This is a genomic window from Kitasatospora sp. NBC_00458 (genome assembly GCF_036013975.1).
Lineage (GTDB): Bacteria > Actinomycetota > Actinomycetes > Streptomycetales > Streptomycetaceae > Kitasatospora.
Window position 1 is genome coordinate 5,393,245 of record NZ_CP107904.1, and the last position, 19,694, is coordinate 5,412,938.

Genomic DNA, 19,694 nt, shown 5'->3' on the forward strand with positions numbered 1-19,694 from the left:
CGTCCGGCCCGGGGGCCCGTTCGGGGTGGTGCTGGGTCAGGCGTCGACGGTCGCGAGGGCGGCCTCGGAGTCGAGGACGCCGGCGACGGCCTGGAGGACGGCGGCGATCTTCATCGAGGCCTGGATGACCTCGCGGTCGACACCGGCCTTGCGCAGGACGCCCTCGTGGGAGTCGAGGCACTGGCCGCAGCCGTTGATCGCGGAGACCGCGAAGCACCAGAGCTCGAAGTCGATCTTCTCGACGCCCGGGGTGCCGATGATGTTCATCCGCAGACCGGCCCGCATGCTGCTGTACTCCTTGTCGGAGAGCAGGTGCAGCGTCCGGTAGTAGACGTTGTTCATCCCCATGACCGCGGCCGCGCCCTTGGCGGCGTTGTACGCCTCCGGGGACAGGTTGGCCTTGGCCTCGGGCTCCAGCGCGCGCAGTACGGCGGCGCTGCGGGTGGCCATCGCGCAGGAGAGCACGGTGCCCCAGAGCTGCTGGGCGGGGAGGTCGGAGTTGCCGATGACCGAGCCCAGGTTGAGCTTGAGGTCCTTGGCGTAGTCCGGGAGCGCGGACTTCAGGTCGTCGAGGGCCATGGGTCAGCTCGCCAGCAGGGCCTGGGCGTCGAGGGTGTCCTCGCCCTTGTTCCAGTTGCACGGGCACAGCTCGTCGGTCTGCAGGGCGTCCAGCACCCGCAGGACCTCCTTGGGGTTACGGCCGACGGAGCCGGCGGTCACCATGACGAACTGGATCTCGTTGTTCGGGTCCACGATGAAGACGGCGCGCTGGGCGGTGCCGTCCGCGGCCTCGACGCCGCAGGCGCGCATCAGGTCGTGCTTGACGTCGGCCAGCATCGGGAACGGCAGGTCGCGGAGGTCCTTGTGGTCCTTGCGCCAGGCGTGGTGCACGAACTCGGAGTCGCCGGAGACGCCGAGGATCTGGGCGTCGCGGTCGGCGAACTCGTCGTTCAGCTTGCCGAACGCGGCGATCTCGGTCGGGCAGACGAAGGTGAAGTCCATCGGCCAGAAGAAGACGATCTTCCACTTGCCCTCGTAGGACTTGTGGTTGATCTCGGCGAAGGCGTTCGCGGCGTCCAGGTCGACGCAGGCGTTGAGTTCGAACTCGGGGAACTTGTCACCGATCGTGAGCACGTTCGCTTCTCCTGAAGTGAGACTGAGGGGGGTTTGTCCGGTTTGCGGAACGGTCTCCACCATTCCACATCGTGGACTGATCAGGGAAATAGCTACACTCGATGTGTCTGATCGGAGAGAGTTATCAATACCCCCGAGCCCCCCTCCCGCCCCACCGGGCGCAGGGCCCCCGCCCGCAAACCCGAGGGCGCTGTGGCGAGTGCCACATCCCGCAGCCCCCGCCCGCCCACGGTCGCCCAGCTCAGGGCGTTCGTCGCGGTGGCCGAGCACCGGCACTTCCGGGAGGCCGCGGCGGCCACCGGGACGAGCCAGCCGGCACTCTCCGGGGCGGTCGCGGCCCTGGAGGAGTCGCTGGGTGCGCAGCTGGTCGAGCGTACGACGCGGAAGGTGATTATCACCCCACTGGGGGAGCGCGTGCTCGAACATGCACGCCGGGTGCTCGCCTCCCTGCAGGCCCTGACCGAGGAGGTGGAGGCCGCCCGCCGCCCGTTCACCGGTCCGCTGCACCTGGGCGTCATCCCGACCGTCGCGCCGTACCTGCTCCCGCTGGTGCTGCGGCTGGTCCGCGACCGCTACCCGGAGCTGGAGCTGCACGTCCACGAGGAGCGGACGCCGTCGCTGCTGGAGGGGCTGGCCGCCGGGCGGCTGGACGTGCTGCTGCTGGCGCTGCCGGCCGGCGGTTCCGCGCCGACCCGGGACGTCCCGCTGTTCGACGAGGACTTCGTGCTGGTCACCCCGGCCGACCACGACCTGGCCGGCCGGGTCGACGTGCCGCGCGACGTGCTGCTCGACCTGGACGTGCTCCTGCTGGAGGAGGGGCACTGCCTGCGCGACCAGGCCCTCGACATCTGCCGCGAGGTCGGCGCGGACCCGGCCGGTGCCAGCACCCGGGCCGCCGGCCTCTCCACCCTGGTCCAGCTGGTCGCCGGCGGCCTCGGGGTGACCCTGCTGCCGGCCACCGCGCTGGACGTCGAGGCGGGCCGAACCGACCGGCTGGCCGCCGTCCGGTTCGCGGCGCCGGCGCCGGGGCGCCGGATCGGGCTCGCCACCCGGCCGGGTTCGGCCCGCAGCGCCGAGTACGACCGGTTCGCCGCCTCGCTGCGCGAGGTGCTGGCCGAGCTGCCGGTCCGGCTGGTGGCCTGAGGCCGGTCCGGGGCGGGCCGGGGCCGCCGGGGCGAGGGGGCAGCCGGGGGCGGCCGGGGCCGCCGGGGGCGAGGGGGCAGCCGGGGGCGGCCGGGGCCGCCGGGGGCGAGGGGGCGGCCGGGGCGGAGGGGTGGCGGGCGTGCGGGCCCGTCAGGGGAGCCGGGCCGGCGCCCCCAGGCAGAGGCCGACCGTGGTGGCGATCAGCAGGTCGAGCGTGTGCAGCGCCTCGGCGTCCGGCCGCTCACCGGCCCGGCGCAGCACCAGGTAGCGGTCGGTCAGGCCGTTGAAGCCGACCAGGAAGAGGACGGCGATCTCGTGGGCGGGGGTCGCCAGCTCCTGGCCGTGCGCCTCGGCGAGCGCGGTGAGGAGTTCGGCGGCGGTGCTCTCGATCTCGTACTGGAGCGCGCGCATGATCTCCTGCAGCTCCGGGTCGCGCAGTGACATCGCCGCGAACTCGGTGATCAGCGCGCACCGGCCGCCCTCGCCGACGGCGCTCTCCCAGAGTGCGTAGACCATCGTCCGGACCTGCTCGCCGAAGGTCCCGTGGCCGGGCGAGGCGGCGCGGACCTGGTTGATGAACTCGGCGGTCAGTTCTTCGACGACGGCCCGGTAGAGGTCCTTCTTGGTGCCGAAGGTGTAGTGCACCGTCGCCTGTGCCACGCCCAGCTCGGCCGCGATCGCCCGGGTGCTGCCGGCGGCGATTCCCTCGCGGGCCATCAGGTCGATGGCGGCCTGGATCAGTTGGGGGCGTCTCTCGGAGGCCGGGACATGTGCCATTGGGCCAGGGTATCGCCATGTTCACACAACCAGATCAACCGAATGCGTCACACGTTCGCGTCGGTCGACTTTGTCACCTGACAAACTTGCGCGTACGGTGGTCGGAGACCTGTTCAGGCACCCCCTGCCTCGACCGACCCGATCGAAGGTGCACGCATGGCCACGTACCTGTACCGCCTGGGCCGCCTCTGCTTCCGCCGAAGGCGGACCGTGCTCGCCGTCTGGCTCGCGCTGCTGATCGCCGTCGGCGGCGCGGCGGGGGCGTTCGCCGGCAAGACCAGCGACGAGTTCAAGGTCCCCGGGACCGAGGCCCAGGCCACCCTGGACCGGATCAAGGACACCTTCCCCGAGCAGGGACACGGCTCCGCCCAGGTGGTCTTCGCCACCGACGGCGCCGGCGGCATCACGGCCCCGGACACCGCCCGGGCCGTCGGCGAGGCGGTCACCCGGATCGCCGCCGTCCCCGGGGTCTCGGCCGTGCCCGACCCGTACGCCACCGGCGCGCTCTCCCCGGACGGCAGGGTCGCGCTGGGCCTGGTCTCCTTCGACCGCGTGCTCGGCGACATCACCGACCAGCAGCGCGACGCGGTCAGGGCCGCCGCCGAACCGGCCCGCGCGGCCGGGCTGACGGTGGCCTTCGGCGGCGACGCGTACAACGAGATGGCACAGGTCGACGGCGGGGAGGCGGTCGGCCTCGCGGTGGCCGGAGTGGTCCTGGTGATCACCCTGGGCTCGCTGGTCGCCGCCGGTCTGCCGCTGGTCACCGCCCTGGTCGGGGTCGGCGTCGCCCTCGCCGGGCTGCTGACGCTGGCCGGCTCGTTCGAGGTCATCTCCACCGCGCCGGTGCTGGCGCTGATGGTCGGTCTCGCGGTCGGCATCGACTACGCGCTGTTCATCGTCTCCAGGCACCGCCGCCACCTCGCCGAGGGACTGGAGCCGGACGAGGCCGCCGCCCGCGCCAACGCGACCGCCGGCAGCGCGGTGGTCTTCGCCGGCCTGACCGTCGTCGTCGCACTGGCCGGGCTGGCCGTCGCCGGCGTGCCCTTCCTCACCGTCATGGGCCTGGCGGCCTCCGGCGCCGTGGTGGTCGCGGTGCTGGTCGCGATCACCCTGCTCCCCGCGCTGCTCGGATTCGCCGGGCGCGCCATCGACCGGCTGCCGGTCCGGCGGCGCGCGACCAGGACCCCCGGCCGGACCACGCTCGGCGAGCGGTGGGGGGAGCTGGTGGTTCGCCGCCCGCTGGTCGTCCTGCTCACCGGACTGACCGCGCTGGTCGCCCTCGCGGTGCCCGCCGCGAGCCTCACCCTCGGCCTGCCCGGTGGCGGTTCACAGGCCAAGGGCACCGACGCCCGCACCGCCTACGACCTGGTCGACCGCAGCTTCGGCCCCGGGTTCAACGCGCCGCTGGTGGTCGTCGTCGACACCGGGGGAGCCGCCGGACCGGACCGGGCCGTCCAGGGCGTCGCCGAGAGGCTCTCCGGCCTGAACGGCGTGCAGACGCTGCTGCCGCCGGCGGTCGACGAGGCGAGCGGTACCGCGCTGCTCACCGTCATCCCGAAGACCGGCCCGGACCACGCCGACACCCGGGAGCTGGTCACCGAGATCCGCGACCAGCGCGACGGGCTGAGGACCGCGACCGGTGCCCGGATCGACGTCACCGGTACCACGGCCGCCAACATCGACGTCTCCGCCAAGCTGTCCGACGCGCTGCCGCCGTTCGTCGCGGTGATCGCGGGCATCGCGATGGTGCTGCTGGCGCTGGCCTTCCGCTCCGTCCTGGTGCCGCTCAAGGCGGTGCTCGGCTTCCTGCTCTCCATCACGGCCTCGCTCGGTGCCGTCGTGGCGGTCTACCAGTGGGGCTGGCTGGACGGTCTGATCGACGTGCCGAAGGTCGGCCCGGTGGTGAGCTTCGTGCCGATCCTGCTGATCGGGGTGCTGTTCGGACTGGCGATGGACTACGAGCTGTTCCTGGTCTCCGGGATGAAGGAGCACCACGTGCACGGCATGGCGCCGCGGGAGGCGGTGGTGGCCGGGGTCAAGAACGGGGCCCGGGTGGTCACCGCGGCCGCGCTGATCATGATCGCGGTCTTCGGGTCCTTCGTCTTCGGCCACGACCCGATCGTCCAGCCGATCGGCTTCGCGCTCGCCGTGGGCGTGCTGGTGGACGCCTTCGTGGTGCGGATGGCCCTGGTGCCGGCCGCGATGGCGCTGTTCGGCAAGGCGGCCTGGTGGTTCCCGAAGAGCCTGGAGAAGGTGGTGCCGCGGGTGGACATGGAGGGCGAGCAGCTGCTGGCCCGGCTGGAGGAGCCCGCGGCCGGAGCCCCCGAGGGTGCTCCCGCCGACCCCGACTCCGGAGCCGACCCCGCCGGCCCCGGCGGCGACGGAGCGACCGGCGACGCCGGCAGGGTGTCCGAGCGGGTCTGAGCGGGTCTGAGCGGCCCGCCCGAGCGGCCCGTACCCGAGCGGCTCCCGGCACACCCGCCGGGAGCCGCTCGCCGCCGTCCGCCGCGCTACGGCAGCCGCTGCTCGAACCAGACCACCTTGCCGGTGCCCAGCCGGGTGGCGCCCCAGCGCTCCGCGCACCGGGCCACTATCTGCAGCCCCCGCCCGCGCTCGTCCTCCGGCCCCGTCCGCCGCGGCCGCGGCAGCAGCGGGCTGTCGTCCCCGACCTCGCAGCGCAGCCGGGTGGTGCGGACCAGGCTCAGCGTGACCGGCCGGGTGGCGTGCTGGACGGCGTTGGTGACCAGCTCGCTGACCATCAGCTCGGTCGCCTCGGTGAGCGCCTCCAGCCCCCAGCGGCGCAGCGTGTGGGCGACCAGCCGCCGCGCCCGCCCCGGCGTCTCGTTGCGCGGCTGGAGGTACCAGTGCGCGACGTCCCCGGCCGGGATCCCGTCGAAGCAGGCGGCCAGCAGCGCGATGTCGTCGCCGCGGTCGCCCGGCGGCAGGATGCGCAGCGCCTCCTGGCAGAGGTTCTCCGGCGAGTGCCGGTGGGCGTTGGCGAGGCGGGCGCGGAGCAGCTCCAGCCCGTCGCTGAGCGGCCGGCTGCGGGTCTCCACCAGGCCGTCGGTGAACAGCAGCAGGGCCGAGCCCGGCGGCGCGGGCAGTTCGACGGAGGAGAAGTCGACGCCGCCGACGCCGATCGGCGCGCCCGACTCCAGGTCGAGGAGTTCGGCGGTCCCGTCCGGCTGGACGAGGACCGGCGGCACGTGGCCGGCGTTGGCGAGCACGACCCGGTTGGCGATCGGGTCGTAGACCGCGTAGACGCAGGTGGCCAGGTGCTGTTCGCGGCCGAGCCGCTGGGCCTGTTCGTCCAGGTGGTACAGCACCTCGTGCGGCGGCAGGTCGAGCGCGGCCAGGGTCTGGGCGCTGGTGCGGAGCTGGCCCATGATGGCGGCCGAGGTGAGGGAGTGGCCCATCACGTCGCCGACGATCAGCGCCACCCGGTTGCCGGGCAGCGGCACGGCGTCGTACCAGTCGCCGCCGACCTGGGCGCCGCGTTCGCCGGGCAGGTAGCGCTGGGCGAGCCGGACGCCGTGCGGCTGGGGGAGGCGCAGCGGCAGCATGCTGCGCTGGAGCTCGTTGGCTATCTCCCACTCGCGGGCGTACCGCAGGGCGGTGTCGACGGCCAGTCCGGCCTGGGTGGCGAGGTGGGCGGCGGTCGCGGTGTCGGCGGCGTCGAAGGAGGGGCGGCCGGTGCGTTCGGGGGGTCGGCGGATCAGGATCAGGAGTCCGAGCACGGTCTTGCGCCCGCGCAGCGGCAGGGCGAGGACCGAGCTGCCGGGGCCGAGGCGGGAGAGTCCGCGGGCGCCGTACAGCTCGCGCAGCAGCTCGGTGGTGCGGGAGCCGCTGTTCTCGTCGGCCGCGCCGAGGACGACCGGCTCGGCCGGGCGGCGGCTGAGCAGGATGTGCGCGAGCGCCCCGCCGCGGGTGACCGGGGTGGGCGGCCCGGTGTCGGCGGTGGAGCGGGCGCCGTACCGGCTGCCGTAGTGCGAGCCGTACCGGGAGTCGCGCCGGTCGTCGCCGGCCGGTCGGCCGCGGCGGCCGAGCCTGGTGCCGTGGCTGTGGTGGATCCGCAGCTGCTCGGGGAAGCCGGGTTCGCGTTCGACGTTGGGCAGCGGGTCGCGCAGGTGGACGACGGCGGCGTCGGCGAGGGTCGGCACCAGGACGCGGCAGATGTTGCGCAGGGTCGCGGCCAGGTCGAGCGCGCTGTTGATCCGCCGGGTCGCGGAGTCGAGGTAGGCGAGGCGCTCGGCGACCCGGTCGTGGCCGTCAGGCTCGGTGTCCGGCCCCGGCTCGGTCTCCGGGCCGGACCTGGCCGGCGGCGGCCGGCGCTGGCTGGGCAGGGCAGGCGGCTGTCCGGCCTCGGGTTTGAGCTGGTCGCGCACGGGAGCCTGTCCTGGGATCGGTATTGGTCTGTCGGTCGGTCTGCGGTCTGTCTGTGGTCCGGCGGTGGTCCGTCTCCGGTCCGGCCGCGTCCGTCTGCGGTGCTCCGGCGGGTGTGCCGCGTCCTGGGTTCCGGGCCCCGGCCTCCGCTCCTCCCCGTCGTCCGCGGTCGCTGCGCCCGTCCGTCAGCCGGCCCGCCGACAGCAGAGGAACAACTGCTCCTCCGGCGGCAGCGAGGTGCTGGCGGGGGCGTACGGGTGTCCGACCTGCTCCTCGACGGCGAAGCCGGCCGCCACCAGGACCCGTTCGAGATCCTCCCGCAGGTACCCGCTGATCCGCAGCTCGCGGCCGAGGAACGGCAGGGGAACGTGGTCCAGATCGGCCTCGACCATACCGAGTGCGAGCAGTCCGCCGGGCCGCAGCAGGGTGCGCAGCCGGGCCAGCACGGTGGGGATCTCGTCCTGGGGGAGGAGGATCAGGGAGAAGAAGGCGGTGACGGCGGCGAAGGTGCCGTGTCCGCGCGGACCGAGTTCCGGCAGGTTCCAGGCCCGGTCGGCGCGGTCGGTGGCCAGGTCGTACATGTCGATGCGGTGGAAGGCCGGCGGGTGCGGTCCCGGGAAGCGCGACTCCCGGGCCAGGGTCAGCATGACGTCCGAGAGGTCGATGCCGGTGACCCGCATGCCGGCCGCGCTCAGCTGCCGGACGGTCGGCTCGCCGCTTCCGCAGCCGACGTCGAGCACGGCGGCGCCCGGTTCGAGTCCGGCCAGCAGGCGGGAGCCGCAGGCCAGCTGTCCGTCCTTGGCGGGGAACGCCTCGCCGTAGTCGGGGCCGATGGTGTCGAAGGCGACGGCCTGCAGGGCGCGTTCGGCACGACGGCGCAGGACGTCGGACCCGCCGTCATCACCGTCCGCGTCCCCGTCGACGGGGAACGGATCGGATATCTGTCCGGTCGTCACGATTGAGAGGCACCTTTCCACCCGGGCCTCCGGTCGGCTGGACGAGGCGCGAGGCCGGGCTGCCGTCCTCCCGGCGCCCGCGCTGCCCCGCCGGCCCGCTGCCGGTGGCGGTACGTCACGCTCCCCGCGTCACACTGTCACGCTGACTGCACTCTGACACTTTGCACAGACTCTTTGCACAGGGACACTCTGCACTGCTGGAGCGCCGCCGCGCTGCCTTTTCCCGATGGTCCACCGGAGAAGTGCACTCGTGTGTGTACTCGTGTGTGTACTGGCATCCGAGAATATGCGTGATCACTCCGCCGTGGGGTCCGTTTCCGGCCAACTCGTGGCGGTTGGCCGGAGCTGCTCCCCTGCCCCGGAAGCGCGGGGCGCGGGCCGGGGTGGTGCGTGGCGTCCCCCGCGCCGGGTGGTGTGGCCACGGGGCGGCTCCGACCTGCGGTTTCGGCGATCCGCAGACCGACCAGCCGGCGTTTATCGAACGTCAATCGGTCCGGTGCACAGTGGAGTCCAGCGCCGGGGAAGCGTTGAAGGCGCTCCCGCAGCCGGGGGGCTGCGGGAGCGCCGAACGCCAACGGGGGAAGGCCGCCAGGGGGGAACACGGGGAAACAGGGGGCCTACGGCGCGGGGGGAGAGAGGGGCTCGGTGTGCTGCTGGGAGATGAGGTCCGCCACGGGGGAGGCCTCCGGCACACCGAGCCGCGTGAAGACGGCGTGGGCTTCGCGCAGACACGCCAGTCCGCGTGCGGGCTGGGCGAGGCCGAGCAACGCCTCGCCCAGCGCGGCGTTGGCGAGGCCCTGGCAGTAGGCGGAGTCCATCTCGTGCCCGATGGCGAGCGACTCCTCCGCCGCCTCGGCGGCCTCGGCCTGCAGGCCGGCCGCGAGGAGGGACGAGGAGAGCCGGGCGAGGGTGTAGCCCTCGCGCAGCCGGTTCTGCTGCGACCGGTAGAGCCGGTGCGACTCGCGCAGGTGCTCGGCGGCGGTGGCGGGATCGTCGGTGGACGAGAGGACGACGCCGAGCTGGTAGAGCGTGTCGGCCAGGCAGGGGCCGTTCTTGGACGCGCGTGCGGTGGCGACGGCGTCCGTGACGGAGCGTACGGCGGTCTCGATCATGCCGAGGCCGAGCTGGGCGCGGGCCATGTTGCCGAGCAGCCGGGCCTCGCCGATCGGTGCGCCGACCACCCGGCTGATGGCGAGCGCCAGCTCGAAGAACGGCAGCGCCTCGGCGGGCCGGCTCGCCAGACTCAGCACGATGCCGAGGTCGTTGGCGGCCATGGACCGCAGGATGGTCATGTTCTCGGCGTCCTGGAGGTCCAGGCTCCTGCGCAGGGACTGCTCGGCGCTCTGGAAGTCGTTGGTGATCGACTGCAGGGTGCCGAAGGCGAAGTGGACCCGGGCGAGCGCCGCCGAGTCCGCGTACTCCTCCGCGCTCCGTTCGGCCGTCTCCAGCATCCGGCGCACCCGCAGCCCGTGCGTCGGGTCCTCGACCTGGCTGTTCAGCACGATCAGCAGGTCGACGGCGGGGCGCAGCAGTTCGCCCGGCCCCTGGACGGCGGCCTCGACCGAGCTGAGCAGCAGGGCGGTCTCGGTGCGCAGCCACTCCTGGGCGAAGTCGCTGGTGATCAGCGGGATGCCGACCGACTCCGGCGCGTTGAGCGGCTCGGGCAGCTGGTCGTCGGGCTCGACGGCCTGCGCCGCGTTGCGGACGGTCGCGAGCAGCAGGTCGAGCAGGCGCCGTACGGCGGCCTGCTGTTCGCAGGCGTCCCCGGTCCGCTCGTTCTGCCGCTGCGCGTAGAGCCGGAGCAGGTCGTGGTACCGGTAGCGGCCCGGCGAGAAGGTCTCCAGCATGTTGGCCTCGACCAGCGCCTCGGCGAGGTCCTCCGCCTCGGTCTCGCCGACACCGAGCAGCGCCGTCACCGCCGCCAGCGGCAGGTCGGGCGAGTCCACGACCGAGAGCAGGCGGAAGGCCCGGGCCTCGGCGGGGGAGAGCTGTCCGTAGCCGAGCCCGATCGTGGTCTCCACGGCGAGGTTGCCCAGCTGGAGTTCGTCGAGGCGGCGCCGTTGGTCGGCTAAGCGGCGGGCGAGGTCCGAGACGCTCCACCGGGGCCGGCTGGCGAGCCGGGCGGCGGCGATGCGGACGGCGAGCGGCAGGAAGCCGCAGGCCGTCACCACGGCCATGGCCGCGTCGGGTTCGGCGGCGACGCGCTGTTCGCCGACGATGGCGGAGAAGAGCGCGAGCGCCTCCTCGGGCGTCAGCTCCTCGACGTCCACCAGGTGCGCGCCCGGGATTCCGGCCAGCCGGGAGCGGCTGGTGGCGAGCACCGCGCAGCCGGAGACACCGGGGATGAGCGGGCGGATCTGCTCGGCGTCCTGGGCGTTGTCGAGCAGGATGAGCATCCGCCGGCTGGCGAGCAACGACCGGTAGAGGGCGGCGCGTTGCTCCAGCGAGTCGGGGTTGTCGGTGACGCCGAGGGCGTGCAGGAAGTCGCCGAGCACCACCGCCGGGTCGGCGGGCGAGGCGCCCGCGCCGCGGAGGTCGACGTACAGCTGCCCGTCCGGGAACTCGGCGCGGACGCGGTGGGCGACGTGCACGGCGAGGGTGGTCTTGCCGACGCCGCCGATGCCGGCCAGGGAGGTGACGACCACGGCCTGGCCGGTGGCGTTCATCAGCACGGTGGAGAGGTCGGCCACCATCTCGGAGCGGCCGCTGAAGTCCGAGACGTCGGCCGGGAGCTGGGCCGGCGCGGGCGGTGCGGCGGGTCCGTCCTCGCGGGTCACGGGCGGCGGGACGGTGACGGCCGGCAGGGTCAGCGCGGGGTCGGCGGCGAGGATGCGCGAGTGCATCGCGGAGAGCCCGGCGCCCGGCTCGACGCCGAGTTCGTCGATCAGCAGCTTGCGGGTGTCGGTGTAGACGCCGAGGGCCTCCGCCTGCCGTCCGCACCGGTAGAGCGCGAGCATCAGGAGTTCGCGCAGCCGTTCGCGGAGCGGGTGTTCGGCGGTGAGCGAGTTCAGTTCGCCGACCACCTCGGCGTGCAGGCCGATGTCGAGCGCGACCGTGCAGCGGTCCTCGGAGACGGTGATCTGCCGTTCGGCGAGGCGGAGCCGCTGCGCGTCGGCGTACGGGCCCGGGACGCCGGTGAGCGGCCGGCCGGCGAACAGGGCGAGCGCTCGGACCAGCAGCCCGTGGGCCCGGTCGAGGTCGCCGGCGCTCCGGGCGGTCGCGGCCTCGGCGGTGAGCTGTTCGAAGACGGTGACGTCGAGGGCCCGGCCCGGGATGTGCAGGGCGTAGCCGTCGGCGACCGAGACCAGCAGTTCGGAGGGCGCCCGCACCTCGCGGCGGGGGTCGATGACGGTGCGCAGCCGGGAGACGTAGGTCCGCAGCGCCGCGATGGCCTGGGCGGGCGGGCGGTCGCCCCAGAGGCCGTCGACCAGGTCCTGGGTGGTGACCGGGCGTCCGCCGTGCAGCAGGAGGGTGGTCAGCACGGCCTGCTGCTGGGGGGAGCCGAGTGCGAGTTGTCTGCCGTCGAGCCAAGCCTGGACCGGACCGAGTACCTGGAAGCGCAGCGCCGGTGCAGGCGGCGTCTCCCGAAACTCCATGAAGTCCCCCGATGGCCTGGTGTCGAAAATCCCGGTAGGGCGCTCGGCGGTCCGCCGTGTTGTGGTGGCTTCAGCTTAGGCGGAGGGCCGACTCTGCCGGACGGCACGGTAAGCCGCACGATGTTTATCGGACATTTAATCAACCCTACGATACTGACCGCGGGCCCGCGCCAAGCCGGTGGGGCAGAAGACATTTGATGACCGAAAGGCGGCCGCCCATGGCCAACGACCAGAGCGAGACCACCGCTCCTACGACGCCGGCCGAGGAGGCCGTCACCGTGGAGGCGGGCGAGGCCGTCGAGGGTGCGGTGGCCGCGACCACCGACCCGGCCGAGTACACCGAGCCGACCGCCGAGCAGAAGGCGGACCTGGAGGACGACCTCTTCGGCGACGAGGGCGACTACCTGGTGGAGCGCGCCGCTCCGGCCGACGGCGAGTCGACCGCGGACCGCGAGCCGCAGGGCGTCATCTCCAGCCACCCGTAGGCGCGGACTCCTCCGCGTCCCAGCCGCTCACCAGGGGGGAACCTGTGAACAGGCTTCGTCGCCTCGCGGTCGTCGCCGTCTCGGCGATCGTGGTGACCACCGGCTACCTCGTGACGGCCACCGGCGCCTCCGCCGGTGTCATCGCCGGTCACCCGTAGCCCGACCAGCACCCGAGTGCCCCGCCCCGCAGGACCGGGGCGGGGCACTCGCCGTCCCGGCCGTCCCCTTCGTCCCCCTGCCGCCCCGCGGCCCGCTGCGTGCGGCCCGGCCCGGTGCGCGCCGAGCGGCGGACGGGGGGACCGGACCCGCGGCCCGCCCGCCCGAACACCGCCGGTGCGGCCCCCGGGGGCTCACCAGCCACCTGCGGCGGCCGCCGAGGCGCCCGGCCCCGTCCGCTGCTCCGGGAGGCGGCCGCGGTCGGTCCCGGGGGCGTGTCCGCCGGTGCCCCGTGGCCTGATTTCGTTCTCCGGCCTGCCGTTCCGTTCCGGCTGCCGGCCGGTCCGCCCCCGGGCGGCGGGTCCGGTTCCGCCGGGTTCCGCGCCGCCGTTCCGCTCGTGTCCGACCGGTCCGCCCGGTCCGGGGATCACGGGGGCCGCGGGGGCTCCGGCGGCGGCGCCGGTCGGGCCGACGTGCCCGGGGTCGGCCGTCCACTCGCGGCCGCCGTCCGGGGGCCGGAGGTAGTGCTCCCCGCCGATGGTGTCCATGTAGATGCCGGTGCGTCCGGTCCTGGTGTCGAGGACGAGTTCACCCACACGCGGTCGGTAGGCCGCGGCGTTGCGCTTACGGGTGCTCACCGCAGTGCTCCTTGCTCTGGTGCGGGCGCGGCGGCTGTGATGGCCGGCCCTGGTCGCTGTCGTGGCTTGGTTCGGCTCTGCTCGGCGACTACCCAGCATCTCTAGAGAAGCTAATATCTCTAGAGATGTCAACGGCCTGGCCGGTCCGATCGGCTGACCGGAGGCCGCGGACGCGCCTACGATTTCCGGCGAGGACGAAGGAGCAGGCGATGGCCGGCAGCAGTGGCGACAAGCAGCCCAAGTACCAACGGATCGCCGACACGCTGAAGGCGGCCATCGACGCCGGCGAGTACCGCGCCGGCGACCGGCTGCCGGGCGAGAACGACCTCATGGACGTGTACGGCGTGGCCCGGATGACCGCCCGCCAGGCGCTCGGCGTCCTGCAGAGCGAGGGCATCGTGGAGGCGCGCAGGGGCGCGGGGGTGTTCGTCCGGGACTTCCGGCCGCTGCGGCGGCGCGGGATCCAGCGGCTCGCCCAGGGTCAGTGGGGGTCGGGCCGGTCGATATGGTCGGCGGACATCGACCGGCGGACGCTGGTCGTCGACCAGGTCTCGGTCACCGAGCAGGGCGCGCCGGACCACGTGGCGCGGGTGCTGGGCGTCGACCCGGGCGCACCGATGTGCGTGCGGCACCGGCGGTTCGTGCTGGACGGCAAGCCGGTCCTGCTGTCGACCTCGTACCTCCCGGCGGTGCTGGTCGCGGGGACGGCGATCACCCGCGAGGACACCGGCCCGGGCGGGACGTACGCGCGCCTGGCGGAGATCGGCGCCAAGCCCGTGCACTTCCGCGAGGAGGTCCGCTCCCGGATGCCGAGCGGGGAGGAGGCCGCCCGGCTGGAGCTCTCGGCGGGCACCCCGGTGATCCTGATCTGCCGGACGGCCTTCGCCGACGAGGGCCAGGTCGTCGAGCTGAACGAGATGATCCTCGACGCCGCCTCCTACGTGCTGGAGTACGACTTCGACGCGTGAGCGCCCCACTCCGCGCCGCCCCGGTCGCGGGCTGCGCGACCGGGGCGGGCGTCGGTCACTGGTAGTGGTAGCGGGCCTTGAGGACCTTCACTTCCTTCTCGTCGGCCCGGTAGACCAGGCGGTGCTCGTCGTCGATCCGGCGCGACCAGTACCCGGCCAGGTCGCCCTTCAGCGGTTCGGGCTTCCCGATCCCGTTGAACGGGTCGCGCTGGATCTCGCCGATCAACCGGGTGATGCGCTGGGCCATCCTCCGGTTCGATCCGAGCCAGAAGAGGAAGTCCTCCCAGGCGTCCGGATCGAAGTGGACGCTCCTCACACCTCACCCGCGAGGGCTTCGAGCTCCTCGGTGCTCCTGGTGACGCCGGGGTGGCCGGCCTTGTCGCGGGCGACGGCCGCCATCAGGCGCTGGGCGTTGGCGGGGGAGCGCAGGAGGTAGATCGTCTCCTGCCAGGCGTCGTAGTCCTCGGCGGACATCAGGACGGCGTCACCGCCCCTGGAGGTGATCCTTATCGGGACGTGGTCGTCGTTCACCTTCTTGATCAACGGGAAGAGCTGGGTGCGTGCGTCGCTCGCACTGATCGCCATCGGTTCGCCTTCCGAGGAGTACTGGACCACGGTACTGGAATGGTACGGAAACCCGGTACCGGTCGCCAGCGGGATACGGCGCCGCCCCGGTCGCGGGCTGCGCGACCGGGGCGGGCGTCGGGGCGTCGGGGCCGGGGGCGTCGGGCCCCGGGGCGGCCGCTACTCCTTGGAGCGGACCCGCAGGCTGGTGATCAGCGGGCCCTCGGTGGTCTCGCGGAAGAAGTCGTTGCCCTTGTCGTCCACCACGATGAACGCCGGGAAGTCCTCGACCTCGATGCGCCAGACGGCCTCCATGCCCAGCTCCGCGTACTCCAGGACCTCGACCTTCTTGATGCAGTCCTGGGCGAGGCGGGCGGCCGGGCCGCCGATGGAGCCGAGGTAGAAGCCGCCGTGCTGGGCGCAGGCGTCGGTGACCTGCTTGGAGCGGTTGCCCTTGGCCAGCATGACCATCGAGCCGCCGGCGGCCTGGAACTGGTCGACGTAGGAGTCCATCCGGCCGGCCGTGGTCGGGCCGAAGGAGCCGGAGGCGAAGCCCTCGGGGGTCTTGGCCGGGCCGGCGTAGTACACCGGGTGGTCCTGGAGGTACTTGGGCATGCCCTCGCCCGCGTCCAGCCGCTCCTTGATCTTGGCGTGCGCGATGTCGCGGGCGACGACGAGCGTGCCGGTGAGCGAGAGCCGGGTCTTCACCGGGTACTTGGACAGCTCGGCCCGGATCGAGGACATCGGCTGGTCGAGGTCGATGCGGACCACGTCGTCGTCGAGGTGTTCGTCGGTGGTGTCCGGCAGGTACTTGGCCGGGTCGGTCTCCAGCTGCTCCAGGAAGACGCCCTCGGCGGTGATCTTGCCGAGCGCCTGGCGGTCGGCCGAGCAGGAGACGGCCATCGCGACGGGCAGCGAGGCGCCGTGGCGCGGCAGGCGCACGACGCGGACGTCGTGGCAGAAGTACTTGCCGCCGAACTGGGCGCCGATGCCGATCTTCTGGGTGAGCTCGGTGACCTTGGCCTCCAGTTCGAGGTCCCGGAAGCCGTGCCCGGTCTTCGCGTCGCCCTCGGTCGGCAGGTTGTCGAGGTAGTGCGCGGAGGCGTACTTGGCGGTCTTCAGCGCGAACTCGGCGCTGGTGCCGCCGATCACGATCGCCAGGTGGTACGGCGGGCAGGCGGCGGTGCCCAGCGAGCGGATCTTCTGCTCCAGGAACGAGAGCATGCTCGCCTCGTTCAGGATCGCCTTGGTCTCCTGGTACAGGTACGACTTGTTGGCCGAGCCGCCGCCCTTGGCCATGAAGAGGAACTTGTAGGCGCCGCCGTCGGTGGCGTAGAGCTCGATCTGCGCCGGCAGGTTGTTGCCGGTGTTCCTCTCGTCCCACATGGTGACCGGGGCCATCTGGGAGTAGCGCAGGTTGAGCTTGGTGTACGCGTCGTACACGCCGCGCGCGATGGCGGCCTCGTCGCCGCCGGAGGTCAGGACGTCCTGGCCGCGCTTGCCCATCACGATGGCGGTGCCGGTGTCCTGGCACATGGGCAGGATGCCGCCGGCCGAGATGTTGACGTTCTTCAGCAGGTCCAGCGCGACGAAGCGGTCGTTGGGGCTGGCCTCCGGGTCGTCCAGGATGCGGCGAAGCTGGGCGAGGTGGGCGGGGCGGAGGTAGTGCGAGATGTCGTGCATCGCCTCGGCGGTGAGCAGCCGCAGGGCCTCGGGCTCGACCTGGAGGAAGGTGCGCCCGCCGGCCTCGAAGGTGGAGACACCCTCGGAGGTGAGCTTGCGGTAGGGGGTCGGGTCAGCGCCCAGGGGGAGCAGGTCGCTGTACTCGAAGTCTGGCGTGGGAGCCATGGGGGCGGTCCTTAGGTATCCAGTGTTCCGGCTGCGTCGGCGAAGCACCCTCAAGGGCGAAAGCACCCTCAAGGGTAGGACCCGCCGGCACGACGCATGCGGACAGGTAGGCCTGCGTGACCGGCGTCACCCGTACGTGCGTACGAGGCTTGCCCCGGTGGCTAGGCTTGCCCCGTGGACAACTCGCCGTCGATGGACGATCAGAACGACGACCAGGGTGCGTCGCCCGCGCCGCGGGGGCAGTCGCCGATACCGATGACCAAGCAGGCGCCGCAGCCGCCCGCCCGGACCGGCCACGCGCCGGTGGCGGAGGCCGAGTTGCGGGCCTCGGACGCCGACCGGGAGCGGGTGGCGGAGCTGCTGCGCGACGCCTACGCCGAGGGGCGGCTCGACGTCGACGAGCACGCCGAGCGGATCGAGGCGGCCTACTCCGCCAAGACCCTCGGCGACCTCGCGCCGCTGACCCGGGACCTCCCGCTGGACCGGGAGGTCTCCTTCGAGAAGCCGCCGCTGGGCTCCCCGGCGGCGGGCGCCGGATCCCGGCCGTCCGGCCCGGTGCGGCTGCCGGCCCGTTCGGAGGCGCCGACCATGCTGGCGGTCTTCGGCGGGGCGTCCCGCAAGGGCCGGTGGCGGGTGGGTTCGAGCCTGCGGGCGGTGGCGATCTTCGGCGGGGTGGAGATCGACCTGACCGACGCCGTCTTCGAGTCGCCCGAGGTGGTGATCGACGTGGTGGCGATCTTCGGCGGGGTGGAGATCAAGGTGCCGGAGAACGTCAGCCTGCACGGCAGCGGCGTCGGCATCTTCGGGGGCTTCGACGTCAAGGAGCAGACCGCGGCCGATCCGTACGCGCCGGTGGTGCGGGTGAAGGGCACCGCGGTGTTCGGCGGCTGCGAGGCGAAGCCGCGCAAGGGCAAGAAGCTCAAGGAGTGGGTGCGCAAGCAGCTCGGCGCCGACTGATCCGCATGCGCACCGTGCGCCCTGTGCCCGGTCGGGTCCAACTCCCGACCGGGCACTCGCCGTTGCTTCGGGTGCAGGCTGTAGTCGATTGCGTGCAGTGTGCATGAATCGCGGCGCCGCGGGGTAGTTCCTCTGGCACATCGCTTCTTGTACGGCTGCGTATCGGAGGCGGCCTGAGGCCGGCCCGGGGGGTGTGAGGAACGGGGGCCCGCAGCCGGCAGGGGAGCGAGCTTCCCCGTGTCCGAGAGCCTCGTCAGGAGTACGGCCGTGCTGCATCCGATCGAGTCCCGCACCACCTCGTCCGCCGCCCCGTCGTCGGCCGCGCCGCCGTCCGCCGCCGCCTCGCCGGTGGCCGCGGCACAGCTGCTGGAGCGGCGTCCGGCCCCGCAGCCGGTGGGCGAGGACAATCCGTGGCACACCGCCGCGGCCTGCCGGCGGGACGAGGTGGGCCTGTTCTTCGCGCCGTCCAAGGAGCCGACGGCCGCCCGGCTGTCGCGCGAGGAGCAGGCGAAGCAGGTCTGTGCCCGCTGCCCCGTGCTGCTGGAGTGCCGGGAGCACGCGCTGGCGCAGCCGGAGCCGTACGGGGTGTGGGGCGGTCTGACGGCGGCCGAGCGGCGGGTGGTGCTGGCGCGCCGCCGCCGCCGGGACGTCGAGCTGTGCGAGACGGCCCGGGTGCCGGTCCCGCGCCGCCGGATCGCCGGATGACGCCGGGGCGTTGAGGCCGCGGACGCCCGCGGCCTCGGCGAAGGGGGATTTCGCCGAGGCCGCGGGCCTGTCGTGCCGTGTCCGTGTTCCGCCGTGCCGCCCCGTGCGGTGCGGCGCGGCGCCGTTGCGCGCCGTGCCGGTCGCCGGTGTGCGCGCGGCCCCGGGGGTTCAGTTGGCGCGGTCGAAGTCGATCGCGCTGTAGGCCCGCAGCTTGGACAGCTTGTGGGTGGCGTGGACCTCCCGGATGGTGCCGCTCTTGGAGCGCATCACCAGCGAGCTGGTGGTGGCGGTCTCCTGGCGGTAGTGCACGCCGCGCAGCAGCTCGCCGTCGGTGATGCCGGTCGCGACGAAGAACACGTTCTCGCCGCTGACCAGGTCGTCGGTGGTGAGCACGCGGTCGAGGTCGTGGCCGGCGTCGATGGCCTTCTGGCGCTCGGCGTCGTCCTTGGGCCACAGGCGGCCCTGGATCACGCCGCCCATGCACTTCATCGCGCAGGCCGCGATGATGCCCTCGGGGGTGCCGCCGACGCCCATCAGCAGGTCGACGCCGGTGCCCTCGCGGGCGGCCATGATGGCGCCGGCGACGTCCCCGTCGGAGATGTACTTGATGCGGGCGCCCGCCTCGCGGATCTCCTGGATGAGGCCCTGGTGGCGCGGGCGGTCGAGGACGACCACGGTCACGTCCTCGACGGCGATGCCCTTGGCCTTGGCGACCCGGCGGATGTTGACGGCGGTCGGGGCGGTGATGTCGACGAAGTCGGCGGCCTCCGGCCCGGTGACGAGCTTGTCCATGTAGAAGACGGCGCTCGGGTCGAACATGGTGCCGCGGTCGGCGACGGCCAGCACGGCGACCGCGTTGTTCATGCCCTTGGCGGTGAGGGTGGTCCCGTCGACCGGGTCCACCGCCACGTCGCACTCGGCGCCGGTGCCGTCGCCGACCCGCTCGCCGTTGTAGAGCATCGGGGCCTCGTCCTTCTCGCCCTCCCCGATGACGACGACGCCGTTCATCGAGACGGTCGAGACGAGGGTGCGCATGGCCTTGACGGCGGCGCCGTCGGCGCCGTTCTTGTCGCCCCGGCCGACCCAGCGGCCGGCGGCGAGTGCGGCGGCCTCGGTGACCCGGACGAGTTCGAGGGCGAGGTTCCGGTCAGGAGCCTCCGGCGCCACCTCTAGGGCGCTGGGAAGGTTGTGCGGGTACTGCGTGGTCATCGTCGTTACCTCTCTGTACGCGACGGCCAGTGAGCGCCCGACTACTGCCTGGTCGAACGCCGTGGTGAGGGTGTTGCGATCGTATCTGCCCACGAGATGACTGTCTGTGGCGCGGGTCCCCACGGGCCGGCGGAAGCGGCGGGTTCAGGCCCGTTCACCCTGACGCGGACACCCC

General features: G+C 73.1%; 17 protein-coding genes. 6 read left to right on the forward strand and 11 right to left on the reverse strand.

Annotated elements, in window-relative coordinates; all coding sequences use genetic code 11:
- Positions 1-36 precede the first annotated feature (36 nt).
- Complete coding sequence (locus OG550_RS22485) at positions 37-579, reverse strand: alkyl hydroperoxide reductase (protein ID WP_327680278.1); 543 nt, start codon at positions 577-579, stop codon at positions 37-39.
- Between the two features lie 3 nt (positions 580-582).
- A complete protein-coding gene (locus tag OG550_RS22490) occupies positions 583-1,134 on the reverse strand; it encodes a peroxiredoxin (protein ID WP_327680280.1) in 552 nt (183 codons plus the stop codon).
- Between the two features lie 192 nt (positions 1,135-1,326).
- Here OG550_RS22490 and OG550_RS22495 point away from each other — a divergent pair, with 192 nt between their 5' ends.
- On the forward strand, positions 1,327-2,277 hold the full coding sequence (locus OG550_RS22495; protein ID WP_327680282.1) for a LysR substrate-binding domain-containing protein: 951 nt from the start codon (positions 1,327-1,329) through the stop codon (positions 2,275-2,277).
- A gap of 150 nt (positions 2,278-2,427) precedes the next feature.
- On the opposite strand, the gene OG550_RS22500 is transcribed toward OG550_RS22495, so the two are convergent.
- Entirely contained in the window at positions 2,428-3,054 is a 627-nt protein-coding gene (locus OG550_RS22500; protein ID WP_327680284.1) for a TetR/AcrR family transcriptional regulator, read from the reverse strand.
- A 156-nt stretch (positions 3,055-3,210) separates the two neighbouring features.
- On the opposite strand from OG550_RS22500, the gene OG550_RS22505 reads away from it, so the two are divergent.
- Positions 3,211-5,478 carry an MMPL family transporter gene (locus tag OG550_RS22505; RefSeq protein ID WP_327680286.1) on the forward strand — a complete coding sequence of 756 codons (2,268 nt, stop codon included), beginning with the start codon at positions 3,211-3,213 and terminating at the stop codon, positions 5,476-5,478.
- Between the two features lie 86 nt (positions 5,479-5,564).
- On the opposite strand, the gene OG550_RS22510 is transcribed toward OG550_RS22505, so the two are convergent.
- The 3 genes from OG550_RS22510 to OG550_RS22520 all read right to left on the reverse strand — a co-directional run bounded on the left by OG550_RS22510 (position 5,565) and on the right by OG550_RS22520 (position 11,989).
- Entirely contained in the window at positions 5,565-7,439 is a 1,875-nt protein-coding gene (locus OG550_RS22510) for an ATP-binding SpoIIE family protein phosphatase (RefSeq protein WP_327680288.1), read from the reverse strand.
- A 183-nt stretch (positions 7,440-7,622) separates the two neighbouring features.
- Positions 7,623-8,393, reverse strand: coding sequence for a class I SAM-dependent methyltransferase (locus OG550_RS22515; RefSeq protein WP_327680290.1), 771 nt, complete (start codon positions 8,391-8,393; stop codon positions 7,623-7,625).
- Positions 8,394-9,010: 617 nt separating this feature from the next.
- Positions 9,011-11,989: an AfsR/SARP family transcriptional regulator gene (locus OG550_RS22520; protein WP_327680292.1), complete on the reverse strand. Its 2,979-nt coding sequence runs from the start codon at positions 11,987-11,989 to the stop codon at positions 9,011-9,013.
- A 218-nt stretch (positions 11,990-12,207) separates the two neighbouring features.
- On the opposite strand from OG550_RS22520, the gene OG550_RS22525 reads away from it, so the two are divergent.
- A complete protein-coding gene (locus OG550_RS22525; protein ID WP_327680294.1) occupies positions 12,208-12,474 on the forward strand; it encodes a hypothetical protein in 267 nt (88 codons plus the stop codon).
- A gap of 350 nt (positions 12,475-12,824) precedes the next feature.
- On the opposite strand, the gene OG550_RS22530 is transcribed toward OG550_RS22525, so the two are convergent.
- Positions 12,825-13,268, reverse strand: a complete 444-nt coding sequence (locus OG550_RS22530; protein ID WP_327680296.1) for a hypothetical protein — start codon at positions 13,266-13,268, stop codon at positions 12,825-12,827.
- A gap of 209 nt (positions 13,269-13,477) precedes the next feature.
- Here OG550_RS22530 and OG550_RS22535 point away from each other — a divergent pair, with 209 nt between their 5' ends.
- Positions 13,478-14,236, forward strand: coding sequence for a GntR family transcriptional regulator (locus OG550_RS22535; RefSeq protein WP_327680298.1), 759 nt, complete (start codon positions 13,478-13,480; stop codon positions 14,234-14,236).
- Between the two features lie 55 nt (positions 14,237-14,291).
- Here OG550_RS22535 and OG550_RS22540 read toward each other — a convergent pair whose 3' ends face one another.
- The 3 genes from OG550_RS22540 to OG550_RS22550 form a co-directional block, all read right to left on the reverse strand.
- A complete protein-coding gene (locus OG550_RS22540) occupies positions 14,292-14,552 on the reverse strand; it encodes a Txe/YoeB family addiction module toxin (RefSeq protein ID WP_327680300.1) in 261 nt (86 codons plus the stop codon).
- Positions 14,549-14,821: a type II toxin-antitoxin system Phd/YefM family antitoxin gene (locus tag OG550_RS22545; RefSeq protein WP_327680302.1), complete on the reverse strand. Its 273-nt coding sequence runs from the start codon at positions 14,819-14,821 to the stop codon at positions 14,549-14,551. Before OG550_RS22545 ends, OG550_RS22540 begins: the two co-directional genes overlap by 4 nt.
- A 159-nt stretch (positions 14,822-14,980) precedes the next feature.
- A complete protein-coding gene (locus OG550_RS22550) occupies positions 14,981-16,648 on the reverse strand; it encodes a fumarate hydratase (RefSeq protein WP_327680304.1) in 1,668 nt (555 codons plus the stop codon).
- Positions 16,649-16,903: 255 nt separating this feature from the next.
- On the opposite strand from OG550_RS22550, the gene OG550_RS22555 reads away from it, so the two are divergent.
- Positions 16,904-17,605 carry a DUF1707 SHOCT-like domain-containing protein gene (locus OG550_RS22555; protein WP_327684050.1) on the forward strand — a complete coding sequence of 234 codons (702 nt, stop codon included), beginning with the start codon at positions 16,904-16,906 and terminating at the stop codon, positions 17,603-17,605.
- A 348-nt stretch (positions 17,606-17,953) separates the two neighbouring features.
- Entirely contained in the window at positions 17,954-18,310 is a 357-nt protein-coding gene (locus OG550_RS22560) for a WhiB family transcriptional regulator (protein ID WP_327684052.1), read from the forward strand.
- A 168-nt stretch (positions 18,311-18,478) separates the two neighbouring features.
- Here the strand turns inward: OG550_RS22560 and glpX are convergent, their stop codons facing one another.
- Positions 18,479-19,519, reverse strand: a complete 1,041-nt coding sequence (gene glpX, locus OG550_RS22565; RefSeq protein WP_327680306.1) for a class II fructose-bisphosphatase — start codon at positions 19,517-19,519, stop codon at positions 18,479-18,481.
- Between the last annotated feature and the right edge of the window lie 175 nt (positions 19,520-19,694).

Bases quoted from the DNA above. Each gene is read 5' to 3' on its own strand.
- OG550_RS22485 (WP_327680278.1), bottom strand. From the start codon at position 579: ATGGCCCTCGACGACCTGAAGTCCGCGCTCCCGGACTACGCCAAGGAC.
- OG550_RS22500 (WP_327680284.1), bottom strand. From the start codon at position 3,054: ATGGCACATGTCCCGGCCTCCGAGAGACGCCCCCAACTGATCCAGGCC.
- OG550_RS22505 (WP_327680286.1), top strand. From the start codon at position 3,211: ATGGCCACGTACCTGTACCGCCTGGGCCGCCTCTGCTTCCGCCGAAGG.
- OG550_RS22520 (WP_327680292.1), bottom strand. From the start codon at position 11,989: ATGGAGTTTCGGGAGACGCCGCCTGCACCGGCGCTGCGCTTCCAGGTA.
- OG550_RS22525 (WP_327680294.1), top strand. From the start codon at position 12,208: ATGGCCAACGACCAGAGCGAGACCACCGCTCCTACGACGCCGGCCGAG.
- OG550_RS22535 (WP_327680298.1), top strand. From the start codon at position 13,478: ATGGCCGGCAGCAGTGGCGACAAGCAGCCCAAGTACCAACGGATCGCC.
- OG550_RS22545 (WP_327680302.1), bottom strand. From the start codon at position 14,821: ATGGCGATCAGTGCGAGCGACGCACGCACCCAGCTCTTCCCGTTGATC.
- OG550_RS22550 (WP_327680304.1), bottom strand. From the start codon at position 16,648: ATGGCTCCCACGCCAGACTTCGAGTACAGCGACCTGCTCCCCCTGGGC.
- OG550_RS22555 (WP_327684050.1), top strand. From the start codon at position 16,904: ATGACCAAGCAGGCGCCGCAGCCGCCCGCCCGGACCGGCCACGCGCCG.
- glpX (WP_327680306.1), bottom strand. From the start codon at position 19,519: ATGACCACGCAGTACCCGCACAACCTTCCCAGCGCCCTAGAGGTGGCG.